The sequence below is a fragment of the Clostridium oceanicum genome (genome assembly GCF_039521385.1).
Lineage (GTDB): Bacteria > Bacillota > Clostridia > Clostridiales > Clostridiaceae > Clostridium_F > Clostridium_F oceanicum.
The window spans coordinates 17,407-41,611 of record NZ_BAAACG010000003.1 but is presented as its reverse complement, the minus strand read 5'-3'; the positions used below and the strand labels follow the sequence as shown (position 1 = coordinate 41,611).

Sequence of the window (24,205 nt, the reverse complement as noted above, 5' to 3'; positions counted from 1 at the left end):
AGGGAGGAATATAAATGGCTGATAAAAAAGATGAAAAAAAGAGAGCTGCCAAAGTAATTAACGGTATATTGGCTAAATCATATAAAGATGCTTGGAAAGCAAAAGAAGAGGGAAGACCAGTTGGTTGGGCAACATCTGTATTTCCACAGGAGCTAATAGAGGCATTTGGTTTAGATGTATTATATCCTGAAAATCAAGCTGCAGGTGTTGCAGCTAAAAAAGAATCTTTATCTCTTTGTGAAGCAGCTGAAAGTGTTGGATATTCTATTGATTTATGTGCGTATGCAAGAACAAATTTTGGATTATTAGAAAAGGGTGGCTCTGAAAATCTGAATATGCCAAAACCTGATTTTATATGTTGCTGTAATAATATTTGTAATCAAGTTATTAAATGGTATGAAAATATTGCTAAAGAGTTAGATATACCAATGATTATGATTGATACTACATTTAATAATGAAGATGAAGTATCAGAAAATAGAATTAAATATCTTAGAGCACAATTTGAAGAAGCTATAAAACAGCTTGAAAAAATTTCTGGAAAGAAATTTGATCCTAAAAAATTAGAAGAAGTTATGAAGATCTCTAGTGAAAACGGGAAGTTATGGAAGTATTCTATGGGCTTACCATCAGGAGCATTCCCATCACCAATGAACGGATTTGATTTATTTACTTATATGGCTGTTATTGTATGTTACAGAGGTAAAAAGGAAACAACAGATGCATTTAACTTATTAATCTCTGAATTAAAAGAAAATATTAAAAATAAAGAGACATCCTTTAGAGGAGAAGAAAAATATAGAATTATGATGGAAGGTATCCCATGTTGGCCATATATTGGTTATAAGATGAGAACGTTATCAAAATATGGGGTTAATATGACTGGAAGTGTTTATCCTCATGCATGGGCATTACAATATGAAGTTAATGATTTAGATGGAATGGCTAGAGCATATAGCTCTATGTTTAACAATGTCAACTTAGAAACAATGTGTAAATATAGAATAAATTCATTAATAGATGGAAATTGTGATGGAGCATTTTATCATATGAATAGAAGTTGTAAATTAATGAGTTTTATTCAATATGAAATGGAAAGAAAAGTTTTTGAAGAAACAGGTATACCTTATGCAGGATTTGATGGAGACCAAGCAGATCCAAGGAACTTTAGTAAAGCTCAATTTGAAACAAGACTTCAAGGGTTAGTAGAAGTTATGGAAGAAAGAAAGAAAGGAGGAGACAAATAATGAGCAATATAAAAGATATTTTAATTAAGCTTGAGAATATTACTAAAAATCCTAAAAAAATTGTAGAGGACTATAAAGAAAAAACAGGTAATAAAGTAATAGGATGTTTTCCCGTATATACTCCAGAAGAAATAGTATATGCAGCAGATATGCTTCCAATGGGTATTTGGGGTGGAGACGTTGATGTAAGACTTGCAAAGCAATATTATCCAGCATTTTGTTGTTCAATAATGCAATCATGTATGGAGTTTGGATTAAAAGGAGTTTATGATGGCCTATCAGCTGTTATTATTCCTGGAATGTGCGATACATTAAATTGTATGGGACAAAATTGGAAGTTTGCTATAAAAAATATTCCATTTATCTCATTAGTTCATCCTCAAAATAGAAAATTAGAAGGTGGAGTAGAGTATTTAGTTTCTGAATATAAACATGTAAAAGAAAAAATTGAAGAAATTAGAGGAAAAGAAATAACTGAAGAGGAGCTACAAAATAGTATAGAAATATATAATGAACATAGAAAAACAATGAGAGAATTCGTAAGACAAGCTGCAGATCATAGTAATACAATAAACAACTATGAGAGAAATCTTGTTATTAAAAGTGGTTTCTTTATGAGAAAAGATGAGCATACAAAAATAGTAAAAGAATTAAATGAATTATTAGTTAGTATGAAAGAAGAAAAATATGATGGTAAAAAAATCTTAGTATCAGGTATATTACTAGATTCAAAAGAAATACTTGATATTTTTGAAGAAAATAAATTAAGAATAGTAGCAGATGATTTAGCTCAAGAAAGCAGACAGTTTAGGACAGATGTACCAGAAGGTAAAAATGCATTAGATAGATTGGCAAGGCAATGGTCAAATATTGAAGGATGTTCTTTAGCATATGATCCTAAAAAAATTAGAGGGTCTATGATTGCAAAAGAAGCTAAAGAAAAAGATGTTGACGGAGTAGTATTTGCAATGATGAAATTCTGTGATCCTGAAGAATATGATTATCCAATTGTTAAAAAAGATATTGAAAAAGAAGATATTATTACAACAGAAATTGAAGTTGATCAACAAAATAAGAGCACTGAACAAATAAGAACAAGAATTCAAACATTCTCAGAGATTCTATAAAAATAATTAAATTTTCTTTTTACCATAGGAATTCTTTAAATTAAAATTGTTGAAAAATCTAAAAATCATATTTTAAAAATTAAGAAAATTTTTGAATATGCATAAAAAGCAACGAGTTTTTAAGGAATTCCTACAAATACAAAAAGTTTAAATTAAGAAGGAGGAAAATATGTTATTTAAAAAAGAGCATGAACTTTTAAGAAAATCCGTAAAAGATTTTGTAGCTAGGGAATTAAAAGATATTCCAGAACAAGTAGATAAGGAAGGTAAACTTCCTAAAGAATTAATAGAAAAACTTGCAAAATATAAATATATAAGTCCTGTAATACCTAAAGAATATGGTGGAGCTGGAGCTGATTATGTTTCTTATACTATAATAATGGAAGAAATTGCAAGAAGATGCGCTTCTACTTCTACATTTATAACAGCAGGATCTTCATTAGTAGCATTACCTTTACTTAATTTTGGAACAGAAGAGCAAAAAGAAAAATATTTAAAACCACTTGCAACAGGTGAGTATATAGGATCCTTTGGTCTTACAGAACCAGGAGCAGGTTCTGATGCAGGAGCTACTCAAACTACAGCAGTGTTAGATGGAGATTATTATATATTAAATGGAAGAAAAACATTTATTACAAATGCACCTATTTGTGATTTTGCAATTGTAACAGCTGTTACTGAAAAAGGAAAAGGAGCAAGGGGAATTTCAGCATTTATAGTTGAAAGTAAATGGGATGGATTTTCAACTGGTGCTCATGAGGATAAAATGGGCATAAGAGGAACTGAGACAGCAGACTTGATATTTGAAAATGTAAAAATTCCTAAAGAAAATCTTATTGGAAAAGAAGGAAAAGGCTTTAAAATTGCTTTAAATACATTAGATGTTGGAAGAATAGGTGTAGCTGCACAAGCACTTGGAATAGCTCAAGGAGCATTAGACGAAGCAGTAAAATATGTTAAAGAAAGAGTTCAATTTAATAGACCTTTAGCTAAATTCCAAAATACTCAATTTACAATTGCAGATATGGAAACAAAAGTACAAGCAGCAAGATGGCTTGTTTATGACGCATCAGAAAAGAAAGATGCTGGTATAAATCCAGGAGTTGAATCTGCCATGGCTAAATATTATGCAGCAGAAGTTGCAAACGAAGTAGCCTATAAAGCATTGCAGCTACATGGAGGATATGGATATATGAAAGATTATCCAATAGAAAGAATCTATAGAGATGCTAGAATTACATCTATATATGAAGGAACATCTCAAGTACAGCAAATGGTTATTGCAGGTAAAGTTCTTAAATAGTATACAAATAAATTAGTTTGGAGGTCAAAAATTTGAGGATAGTAGTGTGCGTTAAACAAGTTCCGGATACAACAGAAGTAAAAATAGATCCTAAAACAGGAACATTAATAAGAGAAGGGGTTCCAAGTATATTAAACCCAGATGATGCAAATGCTCTAGAGGAAGCTTTAAAAATAAAAGATAGAGATAAAGATGTAATTGTATCTGTTGTTTCAATGGGACCACCACAAGCAGAAGTTATGTTAAGAGAATGTCTTGCTATGGGCGCTGATGAAGCTTATTTAATAAGCGACAGAGCTTTTGCAGGTTCTGATACTTGGGCTACTTCAAAAGTAATTGCTTCAGCAATTAGAAAAATAAAAGATTATGACATAATATTTGCAGGAAGACAAGCAATAGATGGTGATACAGCACAAGTTGGACCACAAATATCAGAAAAATTACATGTTCCACAAGTGACTTATGTACAAGATTTTAAAATTGATGGTGATGATGTAACAGTACAAAGGGAATTAGAAGATGGATATGAATTAATAAAAGTAAAAAAACCTGTTTTATTAACAGCAGTAAATTCACTTAATACTCCAAGATATATGGCTGTTGATAAAGTCTTTGAAGCATACCAGAAAGAAATAACAACTTTTACTATTGATGATTTAGATATAACAAGAGAAGGAGTTGGTCTTAAAGCTTCTCCAACTAAAGTGTTTAGATCATTTACTCCACCACCTAAAGGAAAAGGTGTAATGCTTGAAGGATCATCAGAAGAAGTGGTTGAAAAGTTAGTTGTAGGTTTAAAAGAAAAACATATTATATAAAATGATCGGAGGCTAATATGGATAGAAAAAAAGATTTAAGTACTTATAAAAATGTTTGGGTAATTGCAGAACAAAGACAAGGAAAAATAACTCCTGTAGTTGTTGAATTATTAGGAGAAGGCAGAAAAATAGCTAATGACATTGGAGTAGAATTATGTGCTGTTTTACTTGGACATAATGTTTATGATTTAGGAAATGAACTAATAAAATATGGTGCAGATAAAGTGTATTATGCTAATAATTCTTTATTAGAAAACTATACTACTGATGGCTATACTAAAGTTATAGTTGATGCAGTAAATGAATTAAAGCCTGAGATTGTACTAATTGGTGCAACTCATATTGGAAGAGATTTAGCTCCTAGAATAGCATCAAATTTAGATACTGGGCTTACAGCTGATTGTACTAAATTAGAAGTAGATGAGGAAGATAAAAAACTTAAACAAACAAGACCTGCTTTTGGTGGAAATATAATGGCTACAATTGTATGCCCTGATAATAGACCACAAATGTCTACTGTAAGACCAGGAGTTATGGATAAAGCCGTAAAGGATGAAAATAGAAAAGGTGAAATTATAAAATTAAATGCAAGTTTAACTAAAAAGGATATAAGAACTGAAGTTATAAAAATAGTTAAATCTGAAAAAGAACTAGTATCATTAACAGATGCAAACTTTATTGTATCTGGTGGACTAGGTCTTGGAAATGCTGATGGATTTAAAATGTTAAAGAAGTTAGCAGATAAATTAGGAGGAGTAGTTGGAGCCTCTCGTGCAGCTGTAGATTCAGGATGGATTGATAATGCACACCAAGTAGGACAAACTGGAACTACAGTAAAACCTACTGTTTATATAGCTTGTGGAATATCAGGAGCTATACAACATTTAGCTGGTATGCAAGAATCTGATGTTATAGTAGCAATAAATAAAAATGAGTCAGCTCCAATATTTGAAGTAGCAGACTATGGTATTACTGGTGATGTATATGATATAGTACCTAAATTAATAGAATTATTGAATGATAATACACGTATTACAGAATTATTTGATCAATATAAGCTAGCAAAATAATTTATACAATATAAAAGTGCCTCCTTTATTTTAAAAATAAAGGAGGTACTATAAGACAAATCTTAATCTTTCATCTTATTTTTATTTATATTACGCCCAATTTAATAGAACTGGGGGATTATAAAATGAACAAAAACTCAAAATCCACTTTAGGAATTTTAACTGCTTTTCAAGTAGCTGCAGTATGGTTTGGAGCACATGTAGGAGGAGGATTTGCCACAGGGAATCAAACAATGAATTTCTTTGTAAAACATGGATGGAATTGTATATGGGTTCCTGCTGTTGTAGTTGTTATTATAGGATTAACATATAGAGAGTGCTTAATACTTGCAAGAAATTATGGAACATATGATTATAAAAGTTGGTCAAAAAAGATGTATGAACCTTATGACAAAATTTTTTCTTTTATTTTTGAAATAGGGTATTTGATGATAGTACTATTAGGAACTGGTGGATCTATAGCCGGTGCGGCTTCACTATTGGAGAATTATGGAGTAAATTATTTACTAGGAGTTTTAATTACAGGGGGTATTTTTTATATATTAACTATATATGGAGCTTCACTTATAAGAAAGGCATCAACTATTATAACTATACTAATATTAATATTTTTAACTATTATAGTTATTGTAGGAATATCTAGTAATTCATCTAATTTATCCAATCTTGTTTCAGCAAGGTATTCTCCATCATCTATAGGGTCAGTTTTATATAATGGACTTAGATATGCTGGATATCAGGCATTTGTTGTTGCTATTGTTTTAAGTGCAAGTGATACTTTAAAATCTAATAAGGATATCAATAAATCAATGATCTTAGGTATTATTTTAAATGGTGTAATGATAACCTTATCTTGTATAATGCTTTTAGCCTGGATGCCTGGAGCGGAAAAAGAAACTATACCAATTTTATATATATGCAAACATTTAGACAGTAAATTTTTTGAACTATCATATTCAGTAGTTTTATTCCTTGCTTTTATTTCTACAGGTATAGGTTGTGTATTTGGAGCTGTAGCTAGATTTGAAGGTGTTTTTAAAAAACCTTTAAATATTAAAAAAAGAAGAGGAGTAATATCTTTTATATGTATGATACTGTCTATGGCAATTTCCTTATTTGGTTTGACTAAAATTGTTGTTGTAGGTTATGGATATGTTGGAGTTATTGGTATATTTGCTGTTGTAATTCCATGTATAGTTGTAGGAAGAATAAAAAATAGTAGATTTAAAAAGAAAAAAAATATTAGTGAAAATTCAACTTTAGATATTTAATTAAAATTTGCTATTAGTATATTTTAAAAGGAGGGGTACTAATGTATACAATGGGATTAGATATAGGATCAACTACTTCTAAAGGAATAATTATGAAAGATGGTAAAGAAATTGTGGCAAGTGCTATTGTTGCTGTAGGAACTGGAACTAGTGGTCCTGAAAAAGTAATAAAAGAATTACAAGAAAAATCTAATTTAACAGAAAAAGATATAGAAAAAACAGTGGTTACAGGATATGGGAGGATACAATATAAAAATGCAGATAAACAAATAAGTGAGCTAAGCTGTCATACTAAAGGAGTTACTTTTCTAATACCAAATACAAGAACTATAATAGATATAGGTGGACAAGATGCTAAGGCAATGAAGTTAAATGAAAAAGGTAAACTTATAAATTTTATGATGAATGATAAATGTGCAGCTGGTACAGGAAGATTTCTAGATGTTATGGCTAGAGTACTTGAGACAGATGTTTCAGAGCTTGCAGCTATATCAGAAAAATCTCAAAAGGAAGTTTCTATAAGCAGTACTTGTACTGTATTTGCTGAATCAGAAGTTATTTCTCATCTATCTAATAATGCAAAAAAAGAAGATATTGTGGCAGGGATTCATACTTCAGTAGCAAGACGTGTTGCTATGCTTGCAATGAGAGTAGGAATTCAAGATCAAGTAGTAATGGTAGGCGGCGTAGCTAGAAATAGTGGAGTAGTTAAAGCTATGGAAAAAGAGTTAGGTTATGATATAAAAGTTCCTAAATTAGCTCAATTAACTGGAGCATTAGGGGCGGCTATATATGCTTTTGAAGAAATAAAATAATATTAGATTAATGATGACTATACATAGAAAAGTCCTATATTTTTAAAATTCAATATAATAATGTTTAGTCATTAAGTATTATATATAGGCTTCTAAATTTCAGATATAAAATATATATTGAAATTTAGAAGTTTTTTTTTATTATTTAGGAAATAAAAAATTTTCTTTAGTAATAGATGAATTTATCTTATATAAAAAAGACAGGTTAGCTACAAATATTTTGTAGCTAACCTGTCTTTTTTATATTTTTATTTAACATTTAATAAATTTGAATTTCAATATATTCTCTATATATTAAATAAGATATTCCATGGAAAAGAAAGTTAATTTTAAAACAATATCCTTAATTTGTTAATAAATAAATTAATAATGAATAAGGTAGTAATAGGATTTTATTTAAGGGGGTTTTTATATGAAAAACAATATAAATATGTTTGATGGAGTAAAGGTTATTGAACTTGCAAATTTTATAGCAGCTCCAGCAGCAGGTAGATTTTTTGCAGATGGAGGAGCTGATGTAATAAAGATTGAGGCGCCTTCAGGAGATCCTTTAAGATATACAGCTCCATCAGAAGGAAGACCTTTGATGGAAGATGAGAATACTACTTATGATTTAGAAAATGCAAATAAAAAAGCAGTAGTTATAAATCTTAAAAGTGATAATGGTAAAAAAATATTGCATGAAATGTTAGAAAAAGCAGATATATTATTAACTAATTGGAGAACTAAGGCTTTAGTTAAACAAGGATTAGATTATGAAACTTTAAAAGAAAAATATCCTAAATTAGTTTATGCACAAATAACTGGTTACGGTGAAAAAGGACCAGATAAAGATCTTCCAGGCTTTGATTATACTGCATTTTTTGCTAGAGGAGGTATTTCAGGTAATCTTTATGAAAAAGGAACTGTTCCTCCAAATGTTGTTCCAGGTCTTGGGGATCATCAAGCAGGCATGTTTTTAGCAGCAGGTATGGCAGCTGCTTTATATAAAGCAAAAACTACAGGAAAAGGAGATAAGGTAACTGTAAGTTTAATGCATAGTGCTATGTATACTTTAGGTATTATGTTGCAGGCTGCTCAGTATCCAGATTATGGTCTAAAATATCCAATGAATCGTGATGAAACTCCTAACCCATTTATAGTTTCATATAAATCTAAAGATGATTATTTTGTTCAAGTGTGTATGCCACCATATGATATGTTTTATGATAGATTTATGTCTGCAATTGGAAGAGAAGATTTAGTTGGAGATAAAAGATATAACAAAATAGAAAATTTAAAAGATGGACGTGTTAAAGAAGTAAGTAAGATAGTTGCAGACCAAATTATTACAAAAACAAAAGATCAGTGGGATAAAATATTTAGAGAAAAGGATATACCATTTGCTATTGCTCAAAGTTGGGAAGATTTATTAAAAGATGAGCAAGCCTGGGCAAATGATTATTTATATAAAATGAAATATAAAACAGGAAATGAAAGAGCATTAGTAAGACTTCCAGTACTATTTAAAGAAGCAGGACTTCCAGAATATAATCAAGCACCATTTATAGCTGCTGATACTAAAGAAGTTTTAAGTAGCATGGGATATAAAGAAGAAGAGATTAAAGAATTAGAAAAGAATAAAGACATTATGTTAAGGAAGGAAAAATAATGATAGATATATATACCATGGGAGTAGATATAGGCTCAACCGCATCAAAGGCAGTAGTACTTAAAAATGGGAAAGAAGTTATAAGTAGTTCAATAATAAGTGTAGGAGCAGGAACCAGTGGCCCTAAAAGAGCTATAGATTATGTATTAGATGAAGCAAATCTATCTATTAAAGATTTAGATTATATTGTATCTACTGGATATGGGAGAAAAGGTTTTCAATTTAATGATAAGCAAATTTCTGAATTAAGTTGTCATGGAAAAGGAGTTTATTTTGATAACAATAAAGCTAGAACTGTAATTGATATAGGAGGACAAGATATAAAGATATTAAAGCTAGCTGATAATGGAAGGCTTTTAAACTTTATAATGAATGATAAATGTGCTGCAGGAACGGGACGTTTTTTAGATGTAATGTCAAAAGTTATAGAAATTCCCGTTGATAAATTAGGAGAAAAGGCACTTGAAAGTAAAAATCCTTGTACTATTAGTTCTACCTGTACAGTATTTGCAGAATCAGAAGTTATATCTCAACTTTCAAGAGGAGTTAAAACTGAAGATCTAGTAGCAGGAATTTGTAAGTCAGTAGCCGCTAGAGTCTCTAGTCTTGCAATGAGAAATGGTATTGAAGAAGTAGTAGTTATGAGCGGAGGAGTAGCTAAAAATAAGGGTGTTGTAAAAGCTATGGAGTTAGAACTTGGAACAAAAATTTATACATCTAAAGATTGTCAATTAAATGGGGCACTTGGAGCTAGTCTTTATGCTTATGAATTTTTTAAAAAGGAAAGGAGATAAAAATATGAGTGATATAAATAAAAAAGTAAAAGAAAAAAAAGCAAAACATTATCTTAGAGATATTGTTGCAAAACACTATAAAGATGCTCTTGAAGCAAAAGAAAGAGGAGAAAAAGTTGGATGGTGTGCATCTAACTTTCCTCAAGAAATAGCTACAACATTAGGAGTAAATGTTGTTTATCCAGAAAACCATGCTGCTGCAGTAGCTGCTAGAGGTAGTGGACAAAAAATGTGTGAACATGCTGAAGCTATGGGATTTTCTAATGATGTTTGTGGTTATGCAAGAGTAAATTTAGCAGTTATGGATCAAGGGTATAGTAAAGAACAACCAATTCCTATGCCAGATTTCGTGCTGTGTTGTAATAATATTTGTAATCAAATGATTAAATGGTATGAACATATAGCTAAAACTTTAGACATACCAATGATTCTTATAGATATACCATATAATACAGAAGATACTGTTTCAAAGGATAGAATTAAATATATTAGAGCTCAGTTTGAAAGTGCAATAAAAAAATTAGAAGAAATAACAGGTAAAAAATGGGATGAAGATAAATTCAAAGAAGTTATGGAAATATCACAAGAAAGTGCAAAACAATGGCTTAGAGCAGCATCTTACGCAAAATATAAGCCTTCTCCATTTAGTGGATTTGATTTATTTAATCATATGGCTGTAGCTGTTTGTGCAAGAGGAACAAAAGAAGCAGCAAAGGCATTTAAAATGTTAGCAGATGAATATGAAGAGAATGTGAAAACTGGAAAATCAACATATAGAGGAGAAGAAAAACAACGTATACTATTTGAAGGAATTGCTTGTTGGCCATACTTAAGACACAAATTGACTACCCTTGGTGAATATGGAATGAATGTAACAGCAACAGTATATGCTGAAGCTTTTGGTGTTATATATAAAAATACTGATGAATTAATGGCTGCCTATAATAAAGTTCCTAATTCAATTAATTTTGAAAATGCATTAAAGATGAGAGTAGATGCTGTTAAAAACACAAATACAGAAGGTGGAGTAATCCATATAAATAGAAGCTGTAAATTATGGAGTGGATTTTTATATGAATTAACAAGAAGACTTGAAAAAGAAACAGAAATACCTACAGTATCCTTTGATGGTGATCAAGCAGACCCAAGAAATTTCTCAGAAGCCCAATATGATACTAGAATTCAGGGACTTAATGAAGTAATGGTTGCTAAGAAGGAGGAAGAATAGTATGTGTAATATAGATAATTTATTTAATGAATTTAAGGATATAGCAGAAAATCCTAAGAAATATATAAATAAACATATAGAAAAAACTGGTGAAAAAGCAATAGGATGTATGCCTTTATATACTCCAGAAGAACTTATTTTAGCAGCAGGGATGTTCCCTGTTGGAGTATGGGGAGCTAATTCAAAGGTTTCAAAGGCTAAGACTTATTTTCCAGCATTTATTTGTTCATTACTTCAAACAACATTAGAAAATGCATTAAATGGTGAATACAATATGTTATCAGGAATGATGATTACAAATTATTGTGATTCACTAAAATGTATGGGTCAAAATTTTAAATTAACAGTTAAAGATATAGAATTTATTCCAGTAACAGTGCCACAAAATAGAAAAATGGAAGCTGGAAAGGAATTTTTAAAGAGTCAATATAAAATGAACATAAAGCAGCTAGAAAAAATTTCAGGGAATAAAATAACAGATAAATCATTAGAAAAAGCTATAGAAATATATGATAACCATAGAAAAGTAATGAATGAATTTTCACTTTTAGCATCAAAATATCCAAATATTATAACACCAATTAAACGCAGTTATGTTATGAAATCTTCTTATTTTATGGATAAAAAAGATCATACAGAAAAAGTTAAGAATTTAATGAATAAAATTACAAATATAGATGTAGAGGAATTTAAAGGAAAGAGAATTATAACTACAGGTATTATTGCAGATTCAGAAGATTTACTACAAATACTAGAAGAAAATAATGTAGCTATAGTTGGAGATGATATAGCCCATGAATCTAGACAGTATAGAACATTAACACCAAAGGCAGAAAAGCCACTAGATAGATTAGTAGAGCAGTTTTCTAATAGAGAATGTAGTACTTTATATGATCCTGAAAGAAAAAGAGGGAAAAATATAATAAAAATGGCTAAAGAAAGGAAAGCAGATGGGATTATAGTATTCATGACAAAATTCTGTGATCCAGAAGAATATGATTATCCTCAAATGAAAAAGGATTTTGAAGAAGCTGGAATTGCCCATGTGATTATAGAAACTGATATGCAGATGAAAAATTATGAACAAGCAAGGACTGCTATTCAAGCTTTTTCAGAGACCCTTTAGTAAATAATTTAGACTTTTAGTAAATAACTTAAAGTTTATTAATTTATTTTCTTTTATCTATCTAAGTATACTTTCATTTTAAATTAGGGTGATAAAAATCAATAATAGGTAAAATAGGGAGCCTTATTTAGATAGATAAAAGGAAAAAATATTTTTAAGAAATAATAAATTTATTTATATATTAGGAGGGATATAATGTTTTTCACAGAACAACATGAACTTATTAGAAAGTTAGCAAGAGATTTTGCAGAGCAAGAAATAGAACCTATTGCAGATGATGTAGATAAAACTGCTGAATTCCCTAAAGAGATTGTAAAGAAAATGGCGGACACAGGTTTTTTCGGAATAAAAATGCCTAGAGAATATGGAGGGGCAGGAGCTGATAATAGATCTTATGTAATTATAATGGAAGAAATAGCAAGAGCATCTGGTGTAGCTAGTATATATTTATCATCACCTAATTCATTACTAGGTACACCATTTTTATTGGTTGGTACAGAAGAGCAAAAAGAAAAATATTTAAAACCAATGATTAAAGGGGAAAAAACTTTAGCTTTTGGTTTAACAGAACCAGGGGCAGGATCAGATGCTGGTGCTATTACCACAGTAGCAAGAAAAGAAGGGGACTATTATATATTAAATGGAAGAAAAACTTTTATTACTGGTGCACCCATATCTGATAATGTAATAATTTTTGCAAAAACTGATATGAATAAAGGAACAAAAGGAATTACTACATTTATAGTTGATAGTAAACAAAAGGGTGTATCTTTTGGTAAACCAGAAGATAAGATGGGAATGATAGGTTGTCCAACTAGCGATATTATTTTAGAAGATGTAAAAGTTCATAAAGATGATATTTTAGGAGAAATAGATAAAGGTTTTATAACAGCAATGAAAACTTTAAGTGTTGGTCGTATAGGAGTTGCAGCTCAAGCGGTAGGAATAGCACAAGCAGCTGTTGATGAGGCTGTTAAATATTCAAAGCAAAGAAAACAATTTAAAAGACCTATTGCAAAATTTCAAGATATTCAGTTTAAATTAGCTAGAATGGAAACTAAATTAAATGCAGCAAAATTATTAGTATATAATGCTGCTTATAAAATGGATTCTAAAGAAAAAGCGGATAAAGAAGCTGCTATGGCAAAATATTATGCTGCAGAATCTGCTATAGATATTGTAAATGATGCACTACAAATTCATGGTGGTTATGGATATATAAAAGATTATAAGATAGAAAGATTATATAGGGATGTTAGAGTAATTGCTATATATGAAGGAACTTCTCAAGTTCAACAAATGGTAATAGCATCTAATCTTTTAAAGTAAGGGGTGGACAAATTGAAGATAGTTGTATGTGTAAAACAAGTACCGGATACTAATGAAGTAAAAATAGATCCTGTAAAAGGCACTCTTATTCGTGAAGGGGTACCTGCTATATTAAATCCAGATGATGCAAATGCTCTTGAAGAAGCTTTAAAATTAAAAGATAAATATGAAGATGTTACTATTACAGTGCTTACTATGGGAATACCATCTTCTTCATATATGCTAAGAGAATGTTTAGCTATGGGAGCAGATGAAGCTATATTAATTACAGATAGAGCCTTTGCAGGTGCAGATACTTGGGCAACATCAAATACTTTAGCTTCAGCATTAAGAAAAATAGGAGACTATGATTTAATATTTGCAGGAAGGCAAGCTATAGATGGAGATACAGCTCAAGTTGGACCACAAATTGCAGAGAGACTTAACATACCTCAAGTAACTTATGCTATGGGATTTGAGTATAATAAGGAAAATAAAACAATGATTATAGATAGACAATTAGAAGATGGCTATGAAAGAGTAAAAGTAAAATCTAAAAAAGCTTTAATTACTGCTATTAGTGAATTAAATAATCCTCGATATATGAAGGTTAAAGGTATAGTAGATGCATATAAGAAAGATATTAAAATATTTACTATTAAAGATTTAGATGTTACTCCAGATGAAGTAGGATTAAATGCTTCTCCAACTTCAGTTTTAAGATCTTTTGCACCGGATAAAAAACCAAAAGGGGTTGTACTTGAAGGAACAGCTAAAGAAAAAGTTTTGAAATTATTATCAGATCTTCAATCTAAACATTATATTTAAGTTTTGGGAGGTTTATTATGGCTATAAAGATTATAAAAGAAAAATGTAAAGGATGCGGTATATGTGAAAAACAATGCCCCTTTGATGCAATTCATATAGTTAATGGAGTAGCAGAAGTTAATGAAAAATGCACTATATGTGGAGCATGTATAGAAGCTTGTCCCTTTGATGCCATTAAAAAGGAAGAAAAGAAAGTTTTTAAAAAAGATATATCATCATATAAAGGGGTATGGGTATATGCAGAGCAACGACAAGGAGAACTTACTCCAGTAGTAATAGAATTACTTGGAGAGGCAAAAAAATTAGCTAATGAAATAGGAACGGATTTATCAGCGATTTTATTAGGAAATAATGTAGGAAAATTAGCAGAAAAACTAATAAAATATGGAGCAGATAAAGTTTATATAGCAGATAATAAGAAATTAAAAAATTATACTACCGATGGATATGCTACTGTTATTTCAAATGCTATATATAAATATAAACCAGAATCAGTTTTATTTGGGGCAACTCATATAGGAAGAGATTTAGCACCTAGAATTGCAGCAAGAGTTGATACAGGACTTACAGCAGATTGTACCAAACTTGAAATAGATCCTGAAGATAAAAAAATAAAACAAACAAGGCCTGCTTTTGGTGGTAATTTAATGGCAACTATAGTATGTAAAAATCATAGACCTCAAATGTCTACAGTAAGGCCAGGAGTTATGGAAAAAGCAAAATATGATAAAGAGAATAAAGGGGAAATAATAGATTTAAAAGTAAATTTAAGTGAAGATGAAATTAGAACTAAAGTTTTAGAAATAATTAAAGGTTCTAAAAAACAAGTATCTTTAGTTGATGCAGATTTTATTGTGTCAGGAGGAAAGGGACTTGGAAATCCAGAGGGGTTTAAGTTACTTCAAAAATTAGCTGATTTATTAGGTGGAGTAGTTGGAAGTAGTCGTGCTGCAGTTGATATAGGATGGATAGATCATTCCCATCAAGTAGGTCAAACTGGAACTACAGTAAAACCTATTATATATATTGCCTGTGGTATATCTGGGGCTATACAGCATGTTGCTGGAATGTCTAATTCAGATATAATAATTGCTATAAACAAAGATGAAAATGCACCTATATTTGAAATAGCTGACTATGGAATAGTTGGTGATTTATATGAAATAGTACCAATAATCATAGAAGAATTAAGAAAAATAAAAAAATAAATAAACTGATAAATTAAATTAATTACAAGAGACAAAGTGAGGTTTTCTCATTTTGTTTCTTATATATAGTTAAAGAAGTAACGAATAAGAGATGGTTGTTAAATAATTTTGTAATTTATTTATCTTACACATATTAAAAGATCTAATAAAGAGTTCCTCACCACTTTAAAAGTGAATATTTAATATTAAGTTTAAATCCATTTATGTCTATATAAATAAAGTCAATTATTAATTTTTGAAAGGAGAAAAACTATGTCTATAGAGGACAAAGATGTGATGGATAAAAAGAAATTAAAAAAAACAAAGATTCCTATATATATGGGAATTGCAAGTGTATGGTTTGGAACACATTGTGGACCTGGAGTAGCATCAGGAAAACAAACAGCGGTTTTTTATAGTGAGTTTGGTAAATGGGCATTTATAACTCCAATAATTGCTATGGCCCTAATGGGATTATGTGTATATTATTCTGTAGAATATTCTAGATTAACTGAGGTGAAAAACTTTAGAGAGTTAACAGATAAATTATTTCATCCCTATGAAAAGATATTTTCTACGTTTTTTGAAGTTACTTTTATAGCAACGGTTCTTATGGTGGTAGGTGGATGTATAGCTACAGGGGCAGAAGTTTTAAATCAGTATATAGGACTTCCTATGATATTTGGAAGTATATTTTTAGTTATAATTACTATACTTTTATCCATGTATGGTGCTAATTTAGTACGTGCATCAACAACTATTATAACGGTGTTTATTATACTTTGTTTAATAGCTATGGTAGTTTTAGGACTAACTTCTCCTAAAGGAAATTTTTCTTCTAATTGGAGTGGTAAATCTTTTGGGGATTTTTCTGTAATGAAAGCTATAATTATGTCTATAGTATATACTGGGTTTCAATCAGCAGGGAATATTGCAAATGCAGTAGCGGTATCTAAAGGCATAAAAAGTAAAAAAGAGTCTAAAAAAGCGGCAATAGTAGGAACTATATTAAATACAGTACTTATATTATCTATAGTTTTTTTGTTATTTGCTTACCCAAATTCTATAAAAGAAACTTTACCTAATTATTTTGTAGCAGATAAAGTAGGTTCTTCTATTTTGCTGTTTTCATATGTAGTAATGGTACTTCTTGCAGTTGTAAGTACTAATGTTTCTTTTTCATTTTCTGTAGTTTCAAGATATGGGGAAAAAATTCCTATGAAGAAAGGAACTAAAAGAGATTTTGTTGTAATTTTAATTTTAATGATATTATGTGTAGTAGTATCTGCACTTGGTTTAGATACTATAGTAAGCAAAGGATATAAATATTTAGGTTATGCTTGTATATTTATAGTAGTTATACCAATAATACTTGTTGGATTTAAAAAGACAAAGAATTTTTCAAAAGATTCATATGAAAGTGAAGATAATATAAAGAAAAAATTATAATTTTTAGAGAGGAATATTATTTATAATTTGATTTTAAAAGGCTAAATTAAGTATAATATCAATCTTTTTAATTTTAACTGAAAATTGAAATATTATATTCAATTTATAGTTATAAATGTAATCATTTATTTATATTGACATATAATAAACAATATAATGAATTAATTTTAATTTAAAATTATAAAATAAGTTATGATGGGGGTATAATAATGAAAGTTTTAGCTTATTGTGTGAGACCAGATGAAGTTGATTCATTTAAAAAATTTTCTAAAAAATATGGTCATGATGTGGATTTAATACCAGAATCTTTTGGGCCTAAAACAGCTTATTTAGCTAAAGGATATGAGGCAATTTCAATTTTAGGTAATGACAATGCAAATAGAGAGGCTTTAGAAAAACTTAAGCAGTATGGAATAAAATATTTAGCTACTAGAAGTGCTGGAGTAAACAATATAGATTTTGATGCTGCAAAAGAGTTTGATATAAATGTAGCAAATGTACCTGCTTATTCTCCTAATTCAGTTTCTGAACTAACAGTAGCAGTTACATTATGTTTAACGAGAAAGATACCTTTTGCATTAAAAAGAGTTCAACTTAATAATTTTGCACTAAATGGACTTATTGGTGTTGAACTGAGAAACTTAACTTTAGGAATTATAGGAACAGGAAGAATAGGATTAAAGGTAATTGAAGCTTTTTCAGGATTTGGAATGAAAAAAATGATTGGATATGACATTATAGAAAATGAAAAGGCTAAAAAATATATAGAATACAAATCTCTAGATGAAGTATACAAAGAAGCAGACATAATAACATTTCATACACCACTAACAGAAGATAACTATCATATGATAGGAAGTAAAAGTATTGATAAAATGAAAGATGGGGTTTTTATAATTAATGCAGCTCGTGGAGCGTTAATTGATAGTGAAGCTTTAATAAAAGGACTTAAATCTGGTAAAATAGGTGGAGCTGCCTTAGATTCCTATGAATATGAACAAGGAGTTTTTCACAACAATAGGATGAATGAAATTATGAAAGACGATACTTTAGAAAGACTTAAAAGTTTTCCAAATGTAGTTATTACACCTCACTTAGGTTTTTATACAGATGAAGCGGTATCAAATATGGTTGAGATTACTCTTTCAAATTTAAAAGATTTTGAAGAAAAAAGAAATTGTAAAAATCAAAGAATGTGCAAATAAAATATATTAAATATTATTAAAAAGTGTTTTGATTTACTTTAAACTAGGTAGGGTATGCAAACGTTTTCTAAAATAGATTTCTAATATTTAAATTATTAAAGATCATAAAGTAATTTTATAAAAGGATATTATTATATTTATATTAGGTTACATTGAAAGAATAATTAGGTTTTTATATGCTAAATTATAAATATAATAAAGGAAATATTCCATAGAAAGTAAAAGGCACTTACTAAATAGAAATAGTAGGTGCTTTTGTTACGTTAAAATCATAATTCTAGTGATAACGCTCCTTTACTTAAGATAAAAGTATACATATATCAAAATAGTACAATATACTACAAAATATGATATAATCATACTAAAATCATAAGAGGTATTTCATAACCCTTTATATAATTACTAATAATAATATTAATAATAATATTAATTATGATATAGATTGTTTAAGTTTTATAATAATTAATAAATATCATTGAATCAATAGGAAAAAGTAATATAATTATATTAGGAATGACTTTAAGTCAATATGTAATGGGAGGATTTAGTATGGGTTTTAGAGCAAGTAATACTAAAACGGGAAGATTTTTAGAAAAAAAGCTATTAAAAGAAAAAAGATTATATCAAGCTGCTTATGAACTTTTTATTTTAAAAGGTATAAATGATACATCAATAGATGATATTGTTAAAAAAGCAGGAGTGGCTAAAGGAACTTTTTATTTATATTTTAAAAATAAATACGATATAATAGATAAGATAGTAATTAAAAAAAGTCTATCAATAATAAAGGAAGCATTGAAAAATACAATAGATAAAGGAAGTAATGATTTTATTAAATCAGTATTATATTTTACTGACTATATAATAGAATATTTAAAAAATAATAAAAGACTTCTAAAATTAATATATAAAAATCTTTCATGGGGTATATTTAGAAAAGCACTAATAAATTCCAATCAATCTAAAGAAATAAATGATATTAGAGAAGCATTTAATAATGCTATAAGGAAACAAAAAATAGATGAAAAAGAGTTCGAAAAAAGGTTATTTATGATAATAGAACTTACAGGAACTGTCTGTTATAGTTCTATAATATTAGGGGAACCATATCCTATAGATGAGATGAAAGAGTGCCTGTTTGATGCCATAAGTAAAATCTTAAACCCTTTAGCTTCTAGCGTTTTAGATGACTAGATTATATTGCTTAAGAATTATCTTTGTGATATAATGAGTTATAAATTTAAGTATCATCTAATAGAGATCTTAACTGGTTAAATAAAGATGTATCTTTCCTTCTTTTATTTGGAGATAGGGGTATGTTCTTTCTCACTAGTTAATGTCCCAAATAATAGGAGGTTTTGAAAATGGCAGATAAGACTTTAGTATGTAAAGATTGTGGAAAAGAATTCGTTTTCACTGAAGGAGAACAAGAATTCTATAAAGAAAAAGGCTTTGAAAATGAACCAAAAAGATGTCCAGAATGTAGAAAAGCAAGAAAACAACAAAGAAATAACAGAAATTTTAGATAATTTGGATTATAATTTTATAATTAATTATAAATGGGCTGTTGATTAGTATCAACAGCTTTTCCGTTAGGAAAAATATATAATTTTATGGAGGGATAATTGTGCCAAATTTTTTAAGCTTAGATTTAAGCTATGCAAAACCTTATTTGAAAGATGATGAACTAACTTTTTTAAAACCATTAGTAGAAGAAGCTCATAATATGCTTCATGATAAAAAAGGAGCAGGTAATGACTTTTTAGGATGGATAGACCTACCAATAAACTATGATAAGGAAGAATTTTCAAGAATAAAAAAAGCTGCTGAAAAAATAAAAAATAATTCAGAAGCTTTAATAGTTATAGGTATTGGAGGATCATATCTAGGTGCTAGAGCTGCAATAGAAATGCTTTCTCACACATTCCATAACAATTTTATGGCAGAAGAAAAGAAATTACCAGAAATATATTTTGTAGGAAATAATATAAGTTCTACATATATGGCAGATTTAATAGAACTAGTTAAGAACAAAGATATATCTGTAAATGTAATTTCAAAATCAGGTACTACCACTGAACCAGCTATAGCTTTTAGAATATTTAAAGAACTATTAGAAAAGAAATATGGAAAAGAAGGAGCAAAAGAAAGAATTTTTGCTACTACAGACAAAGAAAAGGGAGCTTTAAGAAAATTAGCTGATACAGAAGGATATGAAACATTCATAATTCCAGATGATGTAGGAGGAAGATTTTCAGTTTTAACTCCAGTAGGACTATTACCAATAGCTGCAGCAGGTATTGATATAGATGAAATAATGAACGGTGTAAAAGATGGAAAAGAAAGATATGATGTAAAAGAACTAGAAAATAACGATGCATATAAATATGCAGTAGCAAGAAATGCTTTATACAGAAAAGGTAAAAATGTTGAAATGCTAGTTAACTTTGAACCATGCCTACATTATTTTGGAGAATGGTGGAAGCAATTATATGGAGAAAGCGAAGGAAAAGATGGTAAAGGTATATTCCCAGCAGCAGCAGATTTCTCAACTGATTTACATTCTATGGGACAATACATACAAGATGGTTTAAGAGTTTTAGTTGAAACATTTATAAATGTAGAAAAACCAAGAAAATCAGTAGAGATAAAAGAAAATGAAGAAAATCTAGACGGTCTTAATTTCTTAGCTGGAAAAGACATGGATTTTGTTAATAATCAAGCATTAACAGGAACAGTTTTAGCACATAATGATGGTGGAGTTCCTGTAATGAAAATCAATGTTCCTGAATTAACTGAATATTATTTTGGACAGTTAGTTTATTTCTTTGAAAAAGCTTGTGCAATTAGTGGATATTTACTAGGTGTAAATCCATTTAACCAACCAGGCGTTGAAGCATATAAGAAAAATATGTTTGCACTTTTAGGAAAACCAGGATATGAAGATATGAAATCACAATTAGAAGAAAGATTAAAATAGTGTAGATTATATGAGAATTATAGTAGATGCAGATGCTTGTCCTGGGAAAAATATAATAGAAGATGTTGCTAAAAGCTATAGATTAGAAGTAATTATGTTTTGTGATATTAATCATATCTTAAAGAGTAACTATAGTAGTATAAAATATGTAGATTCTGGGTTCCAGAGTGTAGATATGTATGTAGTTAATGAAGCTAAAAAAGAAGATATAGTAATAACTCAAGATTATGGAGTAGCAACTATAGTTTTAGGTAAAGGATCAAGTGCTATAAGTCCTAAGGGTAAAATTTATAGCAATGATAATATAGATAGAATGCTATTTGAAAGACATATGCATTCTAAACTAAGAAAATCAGGAGTGAAAGTTTCTAATTCTAAAAAGAGAACTCATGATGATGATGAGAGACTTAGAAATAATCTTACAAAAATAATAAAAAACAATTTAAATAGAGGGTAATATACCCTCTATTTTTCTTTCATTTCTTTTAAATCTATAGAATCTTTTATAGCTTCAGGATATAAAGTAGCATTTGTAGTTCTTTCAACTATAGGAAATCCTTTAGACGATTTACCAGTAGAAATTTGATGCTTTTTGTAAGCATAATTTCCATTATATTTGTCGATATTTTTTTTCATAATAGCACATCCTCCTTTATAATAAGTTTTCCCAAAGTAATAAAATATTATTGCACCAATATTGTGTTACAAAAAAATGGAATTATAGTATAATATACTTATGATAATTTTAAAATAGGGGATGATAAAAGATGGAAGAATTAAATATTATATTTGATAAAGAAAGTCCTCAGCAAAAAAATACTAACATAAACGTAAAAGCAGACATTATGACAGAGAAAGAAGTTTTATATAAATTTATCATCGGAAGAGAAGGCACCTGGAATACTATAAAAGACTTCAGTTATGAGGATAGTATAGAATGGGAACCAAAAGAAGACGGAAGATATATAATAATGGTACAAGCTAAATTTAAAAATACTAAGAAACCTTTTGATTCTATAACTAAATTTGATTATGTAATAGGAGATAAAGAAGAAGGATTAATAAAAAATGTATATTTAAATAAAGATGAGCTAAAAGTAGGAGAAAAATTAGAAGTATTTGTAGAAACAACTAAATTTCCTCTAATGTATAGATATTGGATAAAAGAAGATTCTAATTGGGAAATAATAAGAGATTATTGTACGGAAAATAATGTTTCATTCACTGTTAAAAAACCAGGGATTAAAGAAATATTAGTAGAATGTAAGAATTTAAATTCTACTAATAATTCAGATGATTCTTTTATATCTAGTTATAAAGTTAATGATATAGATATAGTTGAAATAGTAGATTTTAAATGTTTAACCAGAGAACTCATATGTGATAAAGAATTAGTTTTTAAAGTTGAATCAGTGTTTTCAGAAGGAAGAAACATACTTTATAAATTTATAAAAATTAATTCTAAAGGAGAATGTGAATGTGTTCAAAACTATTCAACTAATAATATAGTTTCTTATAAAGAAGTAGAAAGTGGAGAATATAAGTTATTGTGTTTGGTAAAAGATATGTATTCTCAAAGAGAATTTGATGATAGAGGACTTATAAAATTTGAAGTTAAGCCCTATAAAGATATAGTTATAAGAAATTTTACTACTAATTTAAACTCACCTCAAATGTGTCAGACTGCAATAGAACTTAAGGCTAATGTTGAAGGTGGAAGAGAACTCTTATATAGATTTATAATTAATGGTAAACAGAAATATGATTCAGGCTATATAAGAAGCGATAGTTACACTTGGAAACCGGATTTTCCAGGCAAATATAGATTAGAAGCTTTAGTAAAAGATAGATCTAGTGAAGAAGAGTATGAAGATAAAACTTCTATAGATTTTTCAATAGAAGAATATAGTAAAGAACCTATAGAAATTGAAAAAGTTATACTAGATAAAGGAAACAGAGTATTAAAAGGTGAACCTGTTGAAATAAGAGTAGTTTCTAATGGAGAAAAAAATGTAAGATATAGTTTTATAATAAAAAAAGATAAAAGAGAAATAGAAAAGATTGATTATGGAACTTGTAATTGGGTAGATTTTATTCCAAGGGAAGTTGGAACTTATGAGTTAGAAGTATTAGCTAAACATAGGTTGTCTAACAGGCAGTTTGATTCTCATTCTATAAGTTATATAGAAAGTTATGATTATATACCAGGAAAAATAGATTATGTTTTATACCCAGCAAAAGAAAATTATATAGTTGGAGATGAAATATTAATAAAAGTTATTACTCAAAATACTAAAGAAAATTTGATAAGATATGATCTTACTATAAACAATCAAAAGGTAGAGGGTACAGATTATATAAAGGGAACAGACTTTAGATATATACCTAAGTGTAGTGGATTTTATAAAATAGAAATATTTTGTAAAAACAAACAGAGTAAAAAAATGTTTGATTCAAAAAAAGAAATAAAAGTTTTTGTAAGAGAAGCTATGCCTATAACTAATACAAAAATAAAAACTAATAAAATAGATGTAAAGTGTAATGAAACTATGACTTTTTCTGTAGATAGTAAAGGCGGAAATGCTGTTTTGTATGAATTCTATTTAATGAATAATGGAGAATGGAAATTGATGCAAGAATATAGTAGAAAAAAATATTATACTTTTATGCCATTTGTTAGTGGTGAATATGAAATTTTAGCTTTATCTAAAAGTAGTTATTCAAAATGTGCTTATGAAGATTATGACATAATAAAATTTAAAGTATAAATAAAAATATTTGATTTACGATAATAAGAA

21 protein-coding genes and 1 pseudogene are annotated in these 24,205 nt (G+C 28.8%); 21 read left to right on the top strand and 1 reads right to left on the bottom strand.

The features are described 5' to 3' along the window. Nucleotides 1-14: 14 nt before the first annotated feature. The 20 genes and pseudogenes from hadB (at nucleotide 15) to ABDZ71_RS01875 (ending at nucleotide 21,864) form a co-directional block, all read left to right on the top strand. The gene (gene hadB, locus ABDZ71_RS01970; RefSeq protein ID WP_343758322.1) at nucleotides 15-1,247 is read left to right on the top strand and encodes a (R)-2-hydroxyisocaproyl-CoA dehydratase subunit alpha; all 1,233 of its coding nucleotides are present in this window, start codon (nucleotides 15-17) and stop codon (nucleotides 1,245-1,247) included. Continuing rightward, on the top strand, nucleotides 1,247-2,374 hold the full coding sequence (locus ABDZ71_RS01965; RefSeq protein ID WP_343758320.1) for a 2-hydroxyacyl-CoA dehydratase subunit D: 1,128 nt from the start codon (nucleotides 1,247-1,249) through the stop codon (nucleotides 2,372-2,374). The genes hadB and ABDZ71_RS01965 overlap by 1 nt, the downstream gene beginning before the upstream one ends. 169 nt (nucleotides 2,375-2,543) lie before the next feature. Next, complete coding sequence (gene acdB, locus ABDZ71_RS01960) at nucleotides 2,544-3,677, top strand: putative isocaproyl-CoA dehydrogenase AcdB (RefSeq protein ID WP_343758318.1); 1,134 nt, start codon at nucleotides 2,544-2,546, stop codon at nucleotides 3,675-3,677. A 32-nt stretch (nucleotides 3,678-3,709) separates the two neighbouring features. Beyond that, a complete protein-coding gene (gene etfB / locus ABDZ71_RS01955) occupies nucleotides 3,710-4,495 on the top strand; it encodes an electron transfer flavoprotein subunit beta (protein ID WP_343758316.1) in 786 nt (261 codons plus the stop codon). A 17-nt stretch (nucleotides 4,496-4,512) separates the two neighbouring features. Next, nucleotides 4,513-5,565 (top strand): electron transfer flavoprotein subunit alpha/FixB family protein, encoded by a 1,053-nt coding sequence (locus ABDZ71_RS01950; RefSeq protein ID WP_343758313.1) that lies wholly within the window; start codon nucleotides 4,513-4,515, stop codon nucleotides 5,563-5,565. Nucleotides 5,566-5,690: 125 nt separating this feature from the next. Beyond that, nucleotides 5,691-6,803, top strand: a pseudogene (locus tag ABDZ71_RS01945) (YkvI family membrane protein); the annotation flags it as partial. A gap of 74 nt (nucleotides 6,804-6,877) precedes the next feature. After that, nucleotides 6,878-7,651: a 2-hydroxyisocaproyl-CoA dehydratase activator HadI gene (hadI, locus tag ABDZ71_RS01940; protein ID WP_343758311.1), complete on the top strand. Its 774-nt coding sequence runs from the start codon at nucleotides 6,878-6,880 to the stop codon at nucleotides 7,649-7,651. Between the two features lie 412 nt (nucleotides 7,652-8,063). After that, nucleotides 8,064-9,302, top strand: a complete 1,239-nt coding sequence (fldA, locus tag ABDZ71_RS01935; RefSeq protein WP_343758308.1) for a 3-(aryl)acryloyl-CoA:(R)-3-(aryl)lactate CoA-transferase FldA — start codon at nucleotides 8,064-8,066, stop codon at nucleotides 9,300-9,302. Beyond that, on the top strand, nucleotides 9,302-10,096 hold the full coding sequence (fldI, locus tag ABDZ71_RS01930) for a phenyllactyl-CoA dehydratase activase FldI (protein ID WP_343758306.1): 795 nt from the start codon (nucleotides 9,302-9,304) through the stop codon (nucleotides 10,094-10,096). Before fldA ends, fldI begins: the two co-directional genes overlap by 1 nt. A gap of 4 nt (nucleotides 10,097-10,100) precedes the next feature. Further along, on the top strand, nucleotides 10,101-11,324 hold the full coding sequence (gene fldB / locus ABDZ71_RS01925; RefSeq protein ID WP_343758304.1) for a phenyllactyl-CoA dehydratase subunit FldB: 1,224 nt from the start codon (nucleotides 10,101-10,103) through the stop codon (nucleotides 11,322-11,324). Between the two features lies 1 nt (nucleotide 11,325). Next, nucleotides 11,326-12,450: a phenyllactyl-CoA dehydratase subunit FldC gene (gene fldC, locus ABDZ71_RS01920; protein WP_343758302.1), complete on the top strand. Its 1,125-nt coding sequence runs from the start codon at nucleotides 11,326-11,328 to the stop codon at nucleotides 12,448-12,450. Nucleotides 12,451-12,645: 195 nt separating this feature from the next. Next, nucleotides 12,646-13,779 carry an acyl-CoA dehydrogenase family protein gene (locus tag ABDZ71_RS01915; protein WP_343758300.1) on the top strand — a complete coding sequence of 378 codons (1,134 nt, stop codon included), beginning with the start codon at nucleotides 12,646-12,648 and terminating at the stop codon, nucleotides 13,777-13,779. 12 nt (nucleotides 13,780-13,791) lie between these two features. Beyond that, nucleotides 13,792-14,586 (top strand): electron transfer flavoprotein subunit beta, encoded by a 795-nt coding sequence (gene etfB, locus ABDZ71_RS01910; RefSeq protein ID WP_343758297.1) that lies wholly within the window; start codon nucleotides 13,792-13,794, stop codon nucleotides 14,584-14,586. Between the two features lie 17 nt (nucleotides 14,587-14,603). Further along, nucleotides 14,604-15,794 (top strand): FAD-binding protein, encoded by a 1,191-nt coding sequence (locus tag ABDZ71_RS01905; protein WP_343758295.1) that lies wholly within the window; start codon nucleotides 14,604-14,606, stop codon nucleotides 15,792-15,794. Nucleotides 15,795-16,046: 252 nt separating this feature from the next. Then, nucleotides 16,047-17,222, top strand: a complete 1,176-nt coding sequence (locus tag ABDZ71_RS01900) for a YkvI family membrane protein (RefSeq protein ID WP_343758293.1) — start codon at nucleotides 16,047-16,049, stop codon at nucleotides 17,220-17,222. Between the two features lie 209 nt (nucleotides 17,223-17,431). Then, nucleotides 17,432-18,427 (top strand): D-isomer specific 2-hydroxyacid dehydrogenase family protein, encoded by a 996-nt coding sequence (locus ABDZ71_RS01895; RefSeq protein WP_343758291.1) that lies wholly within the window; start codon nucleotides 17,432-17,434, stop codon nucleotides 18,425-18,427. A gap of 549 nt (nucleotides 18,428-18,976) precedes the next feature. After that, nucleotides 18,977-19,621: a TetR/AcrR family transcriptional regulator gene (locus ABDZ71_RS01890; protein ID WP_343758289.1), complete on the top strand. Its 645-nt coding sequence runs from the start codon at nucleotides 18,977-18,979 to the stop codon at nucleotides 19,619-19,621. A 170-nt stretch (nucleotides 19,622-19,791) separates the two neighbouring features. Then, entirely contained in the window at nucleotides 19,792-19,956 is a 165-nt protein-coding gene (locus ABDZ71_RS01885; RefSeq protein WP_343758287.1) for a zinc-ribbon domain-containing protein, read from the top strand. A 98-nt stretch (nucleotides 19,957-20,054) separates the two neighbouring features. After that, nucleotides 20,055-21,407: a glucose-6-phosphate isomerase gene (locus ABDZ71_RS01880; RefSeq protein WP_343758285.1), complete on the top strand. Its 1,353-nt coding sequence runs from the start codon at nucleotides 20,055-20,057 to the stop codon at nucleotides 21,405-21,407. 10 nt (nucleotides 21,408-21,417) lie between these two features. After that, entirely contained in the window at nucleotides 21,418-21,864 is a 447-nt protein-coding gene (locus tag ABDZ71_RS01875) for a YaiI/YqxD family protein (protein WP_343758283.1), read from the top strand. Nucleotides 21,865-21,872: 8 nt separating this feature from the next. Here ABDZ71_RS01875 and ABDZ71_RS01870 read toward each other — a convergent pair whose 3' ends face one another. Beyond that, nucleotides 21,873-22,043 (bottom strand): hypothetical protein, encoded by a 171-nt coding sequence (locus tag ABDZ71_RS01870; RefSeq protein ID WP_343758281.1) that lies wholly within the window; start codon nucleotides 22,041-22,043, stop codon nucleotides 21,873-21,875. Between the two features lie 131 nt (nucleotides 22,044-22,174). Between ABDZ71_RS01870 and ABDZ71_RS01865 the strand changes: the two genes are divergently transcribed. Further along, nucleotides 22,175-24,175, top strand: coding sequence for a triple tyrosine motif-containing protein (locus tag ABDZ71_RS01865; RefSeq protein ID WP_343758279.1), 2,001 nt, complete (start codon nucleotides 22,175-22,177; stop codon nucleotides 24,173-24,175). The last annotated feature ends 30 nt before the right edge of the window (nucleotides 24,176-24,205 follow it).

Excerpts from the sequence above, each read along its gene's own strand:
- hadB (WP_343758322.1), top strand. The coding sequence starts at position 15 with ATGGCTGATAAAAAAGATGAAAAAAAGAGAGCTGCCAAAGTAATTAAC.
- ABDZ71_RS01965 (WP_343758320.1), top strand. The coding sequence starts at position 1,247 with ATGAGCAATATAAAAGATATTTTAATTAAGCTTGAGAATATTACTAAA.
- acdB (WP_343758318.1), top strand. The coding sequence starts at position 2,544 with ATGTTATTTAAAAAAGAGCATGAACTTTTAAGAAAATCCGTAAAAGAT.
- ABDZ71_RS01950 (WP_343758313.1), top strand. The coding sequence starts at position 4,513 with ATGGATAGAAAAAAAGATTTAAGTACTTATAAAAATGTTTGGGTAATT.
- hadI (WP_343758311.1), top strand. The coding sequence starts at position 6,878 with ATGTATACAATGGGATTAGATATAGGATCAACTACTTCTAAAGGAATA.
- fldA (WP_343758308.1), top strand. The coding sequence starts at position 8,064 with ATGAAAAACAATATAAATATGTTTGATGGAGTAAAGGTTATTGAACTT.
- fldI (WP_343758306.1), top strand. The coding sequence starts at position 9,302 with ATGATAGATATATATACCATGGGAGTAGATATAGGCTCAACCGCATCA.
- fldB (WP_343758304.1), top strand. The coding sequence starts at position 10,101 with ATGAGTGATATAAATAAAAAAGTAAAAGAAAAAAAAGCAAAACATTAT.
- fldC (WP_343758302.1), top strand. The coding sequence starts at position 11,326 with ATGTGTAATATAGATAATTTATTTAATGAATTTAAGGATATAGCAGAA.
- ABDZ71_RS01915 (WP_343758300.1), top strand. The coding sequence starts at position 12,646 with ATGTTTTTCACAGAACAACATGAACTTATTAGAAAGTTAGCAAGAGAT.
- ABDZ71_RS01905 (WP_343758295.1), top strand. The coding sequence starts at position 14,604 with ATGGCTATAAAGATTATAAAAGAAAAATGTAAAGGATGCGGTATATGT.
- ABDZ71_RS01900 (WP_343758293.1), top strand. The coding sequence starts at position 16,047 with ATGTCTATAGAGGACAAAGATGTGATGGATAAAAAGAAATTAAAAAAA.
- ABDZ71_RS01895 (WP_343758291.1), top strand. The coding sequence starts at position 17,432 with ATGAAAGTTTTAGCTTATTGTGTGAGACCAGATGAAGTTGATTCATTT.
- ABDZ71_RS01890 (WP_343758289.1), top strand. The coding sequence starts at position 18,977 with ATGGGTTTTAGAGCAAGTAATACTAAAACGGGAAGATTTTTAGAAAAA.
- ABDZ71_RS01885 (WP_343758287.1), top strand. The coding sequence starts at position 19,792 with ATGGCAGATAAGACTTTAGTATGTAAAGATTGTGGAAAAGAATTCGTT.
- ABDZ71_RS01875 (WP_343758283.1), top strand. The coding sequence starts at position 21,418 with ATGAGAATTATAGTAGATGCAGATGCTTGTCCTGGGAAAAATATAATA.
- ABDZ71_RS01870 (WP_343758281.1), bottom strand. The coding sequence starts at position 22,043 with ATGAAAAAAAATATCGACAAATATAATGGAAATTATGCTTACAAAAAG.
- ABDZ71_RS01865 (WP_343758279.1), top strand. The coding sequence starts at position 22,175 with ATGGAAGAATTAAATATTATATTTGATAAAGAAAGTCCTCAGCAAAAA.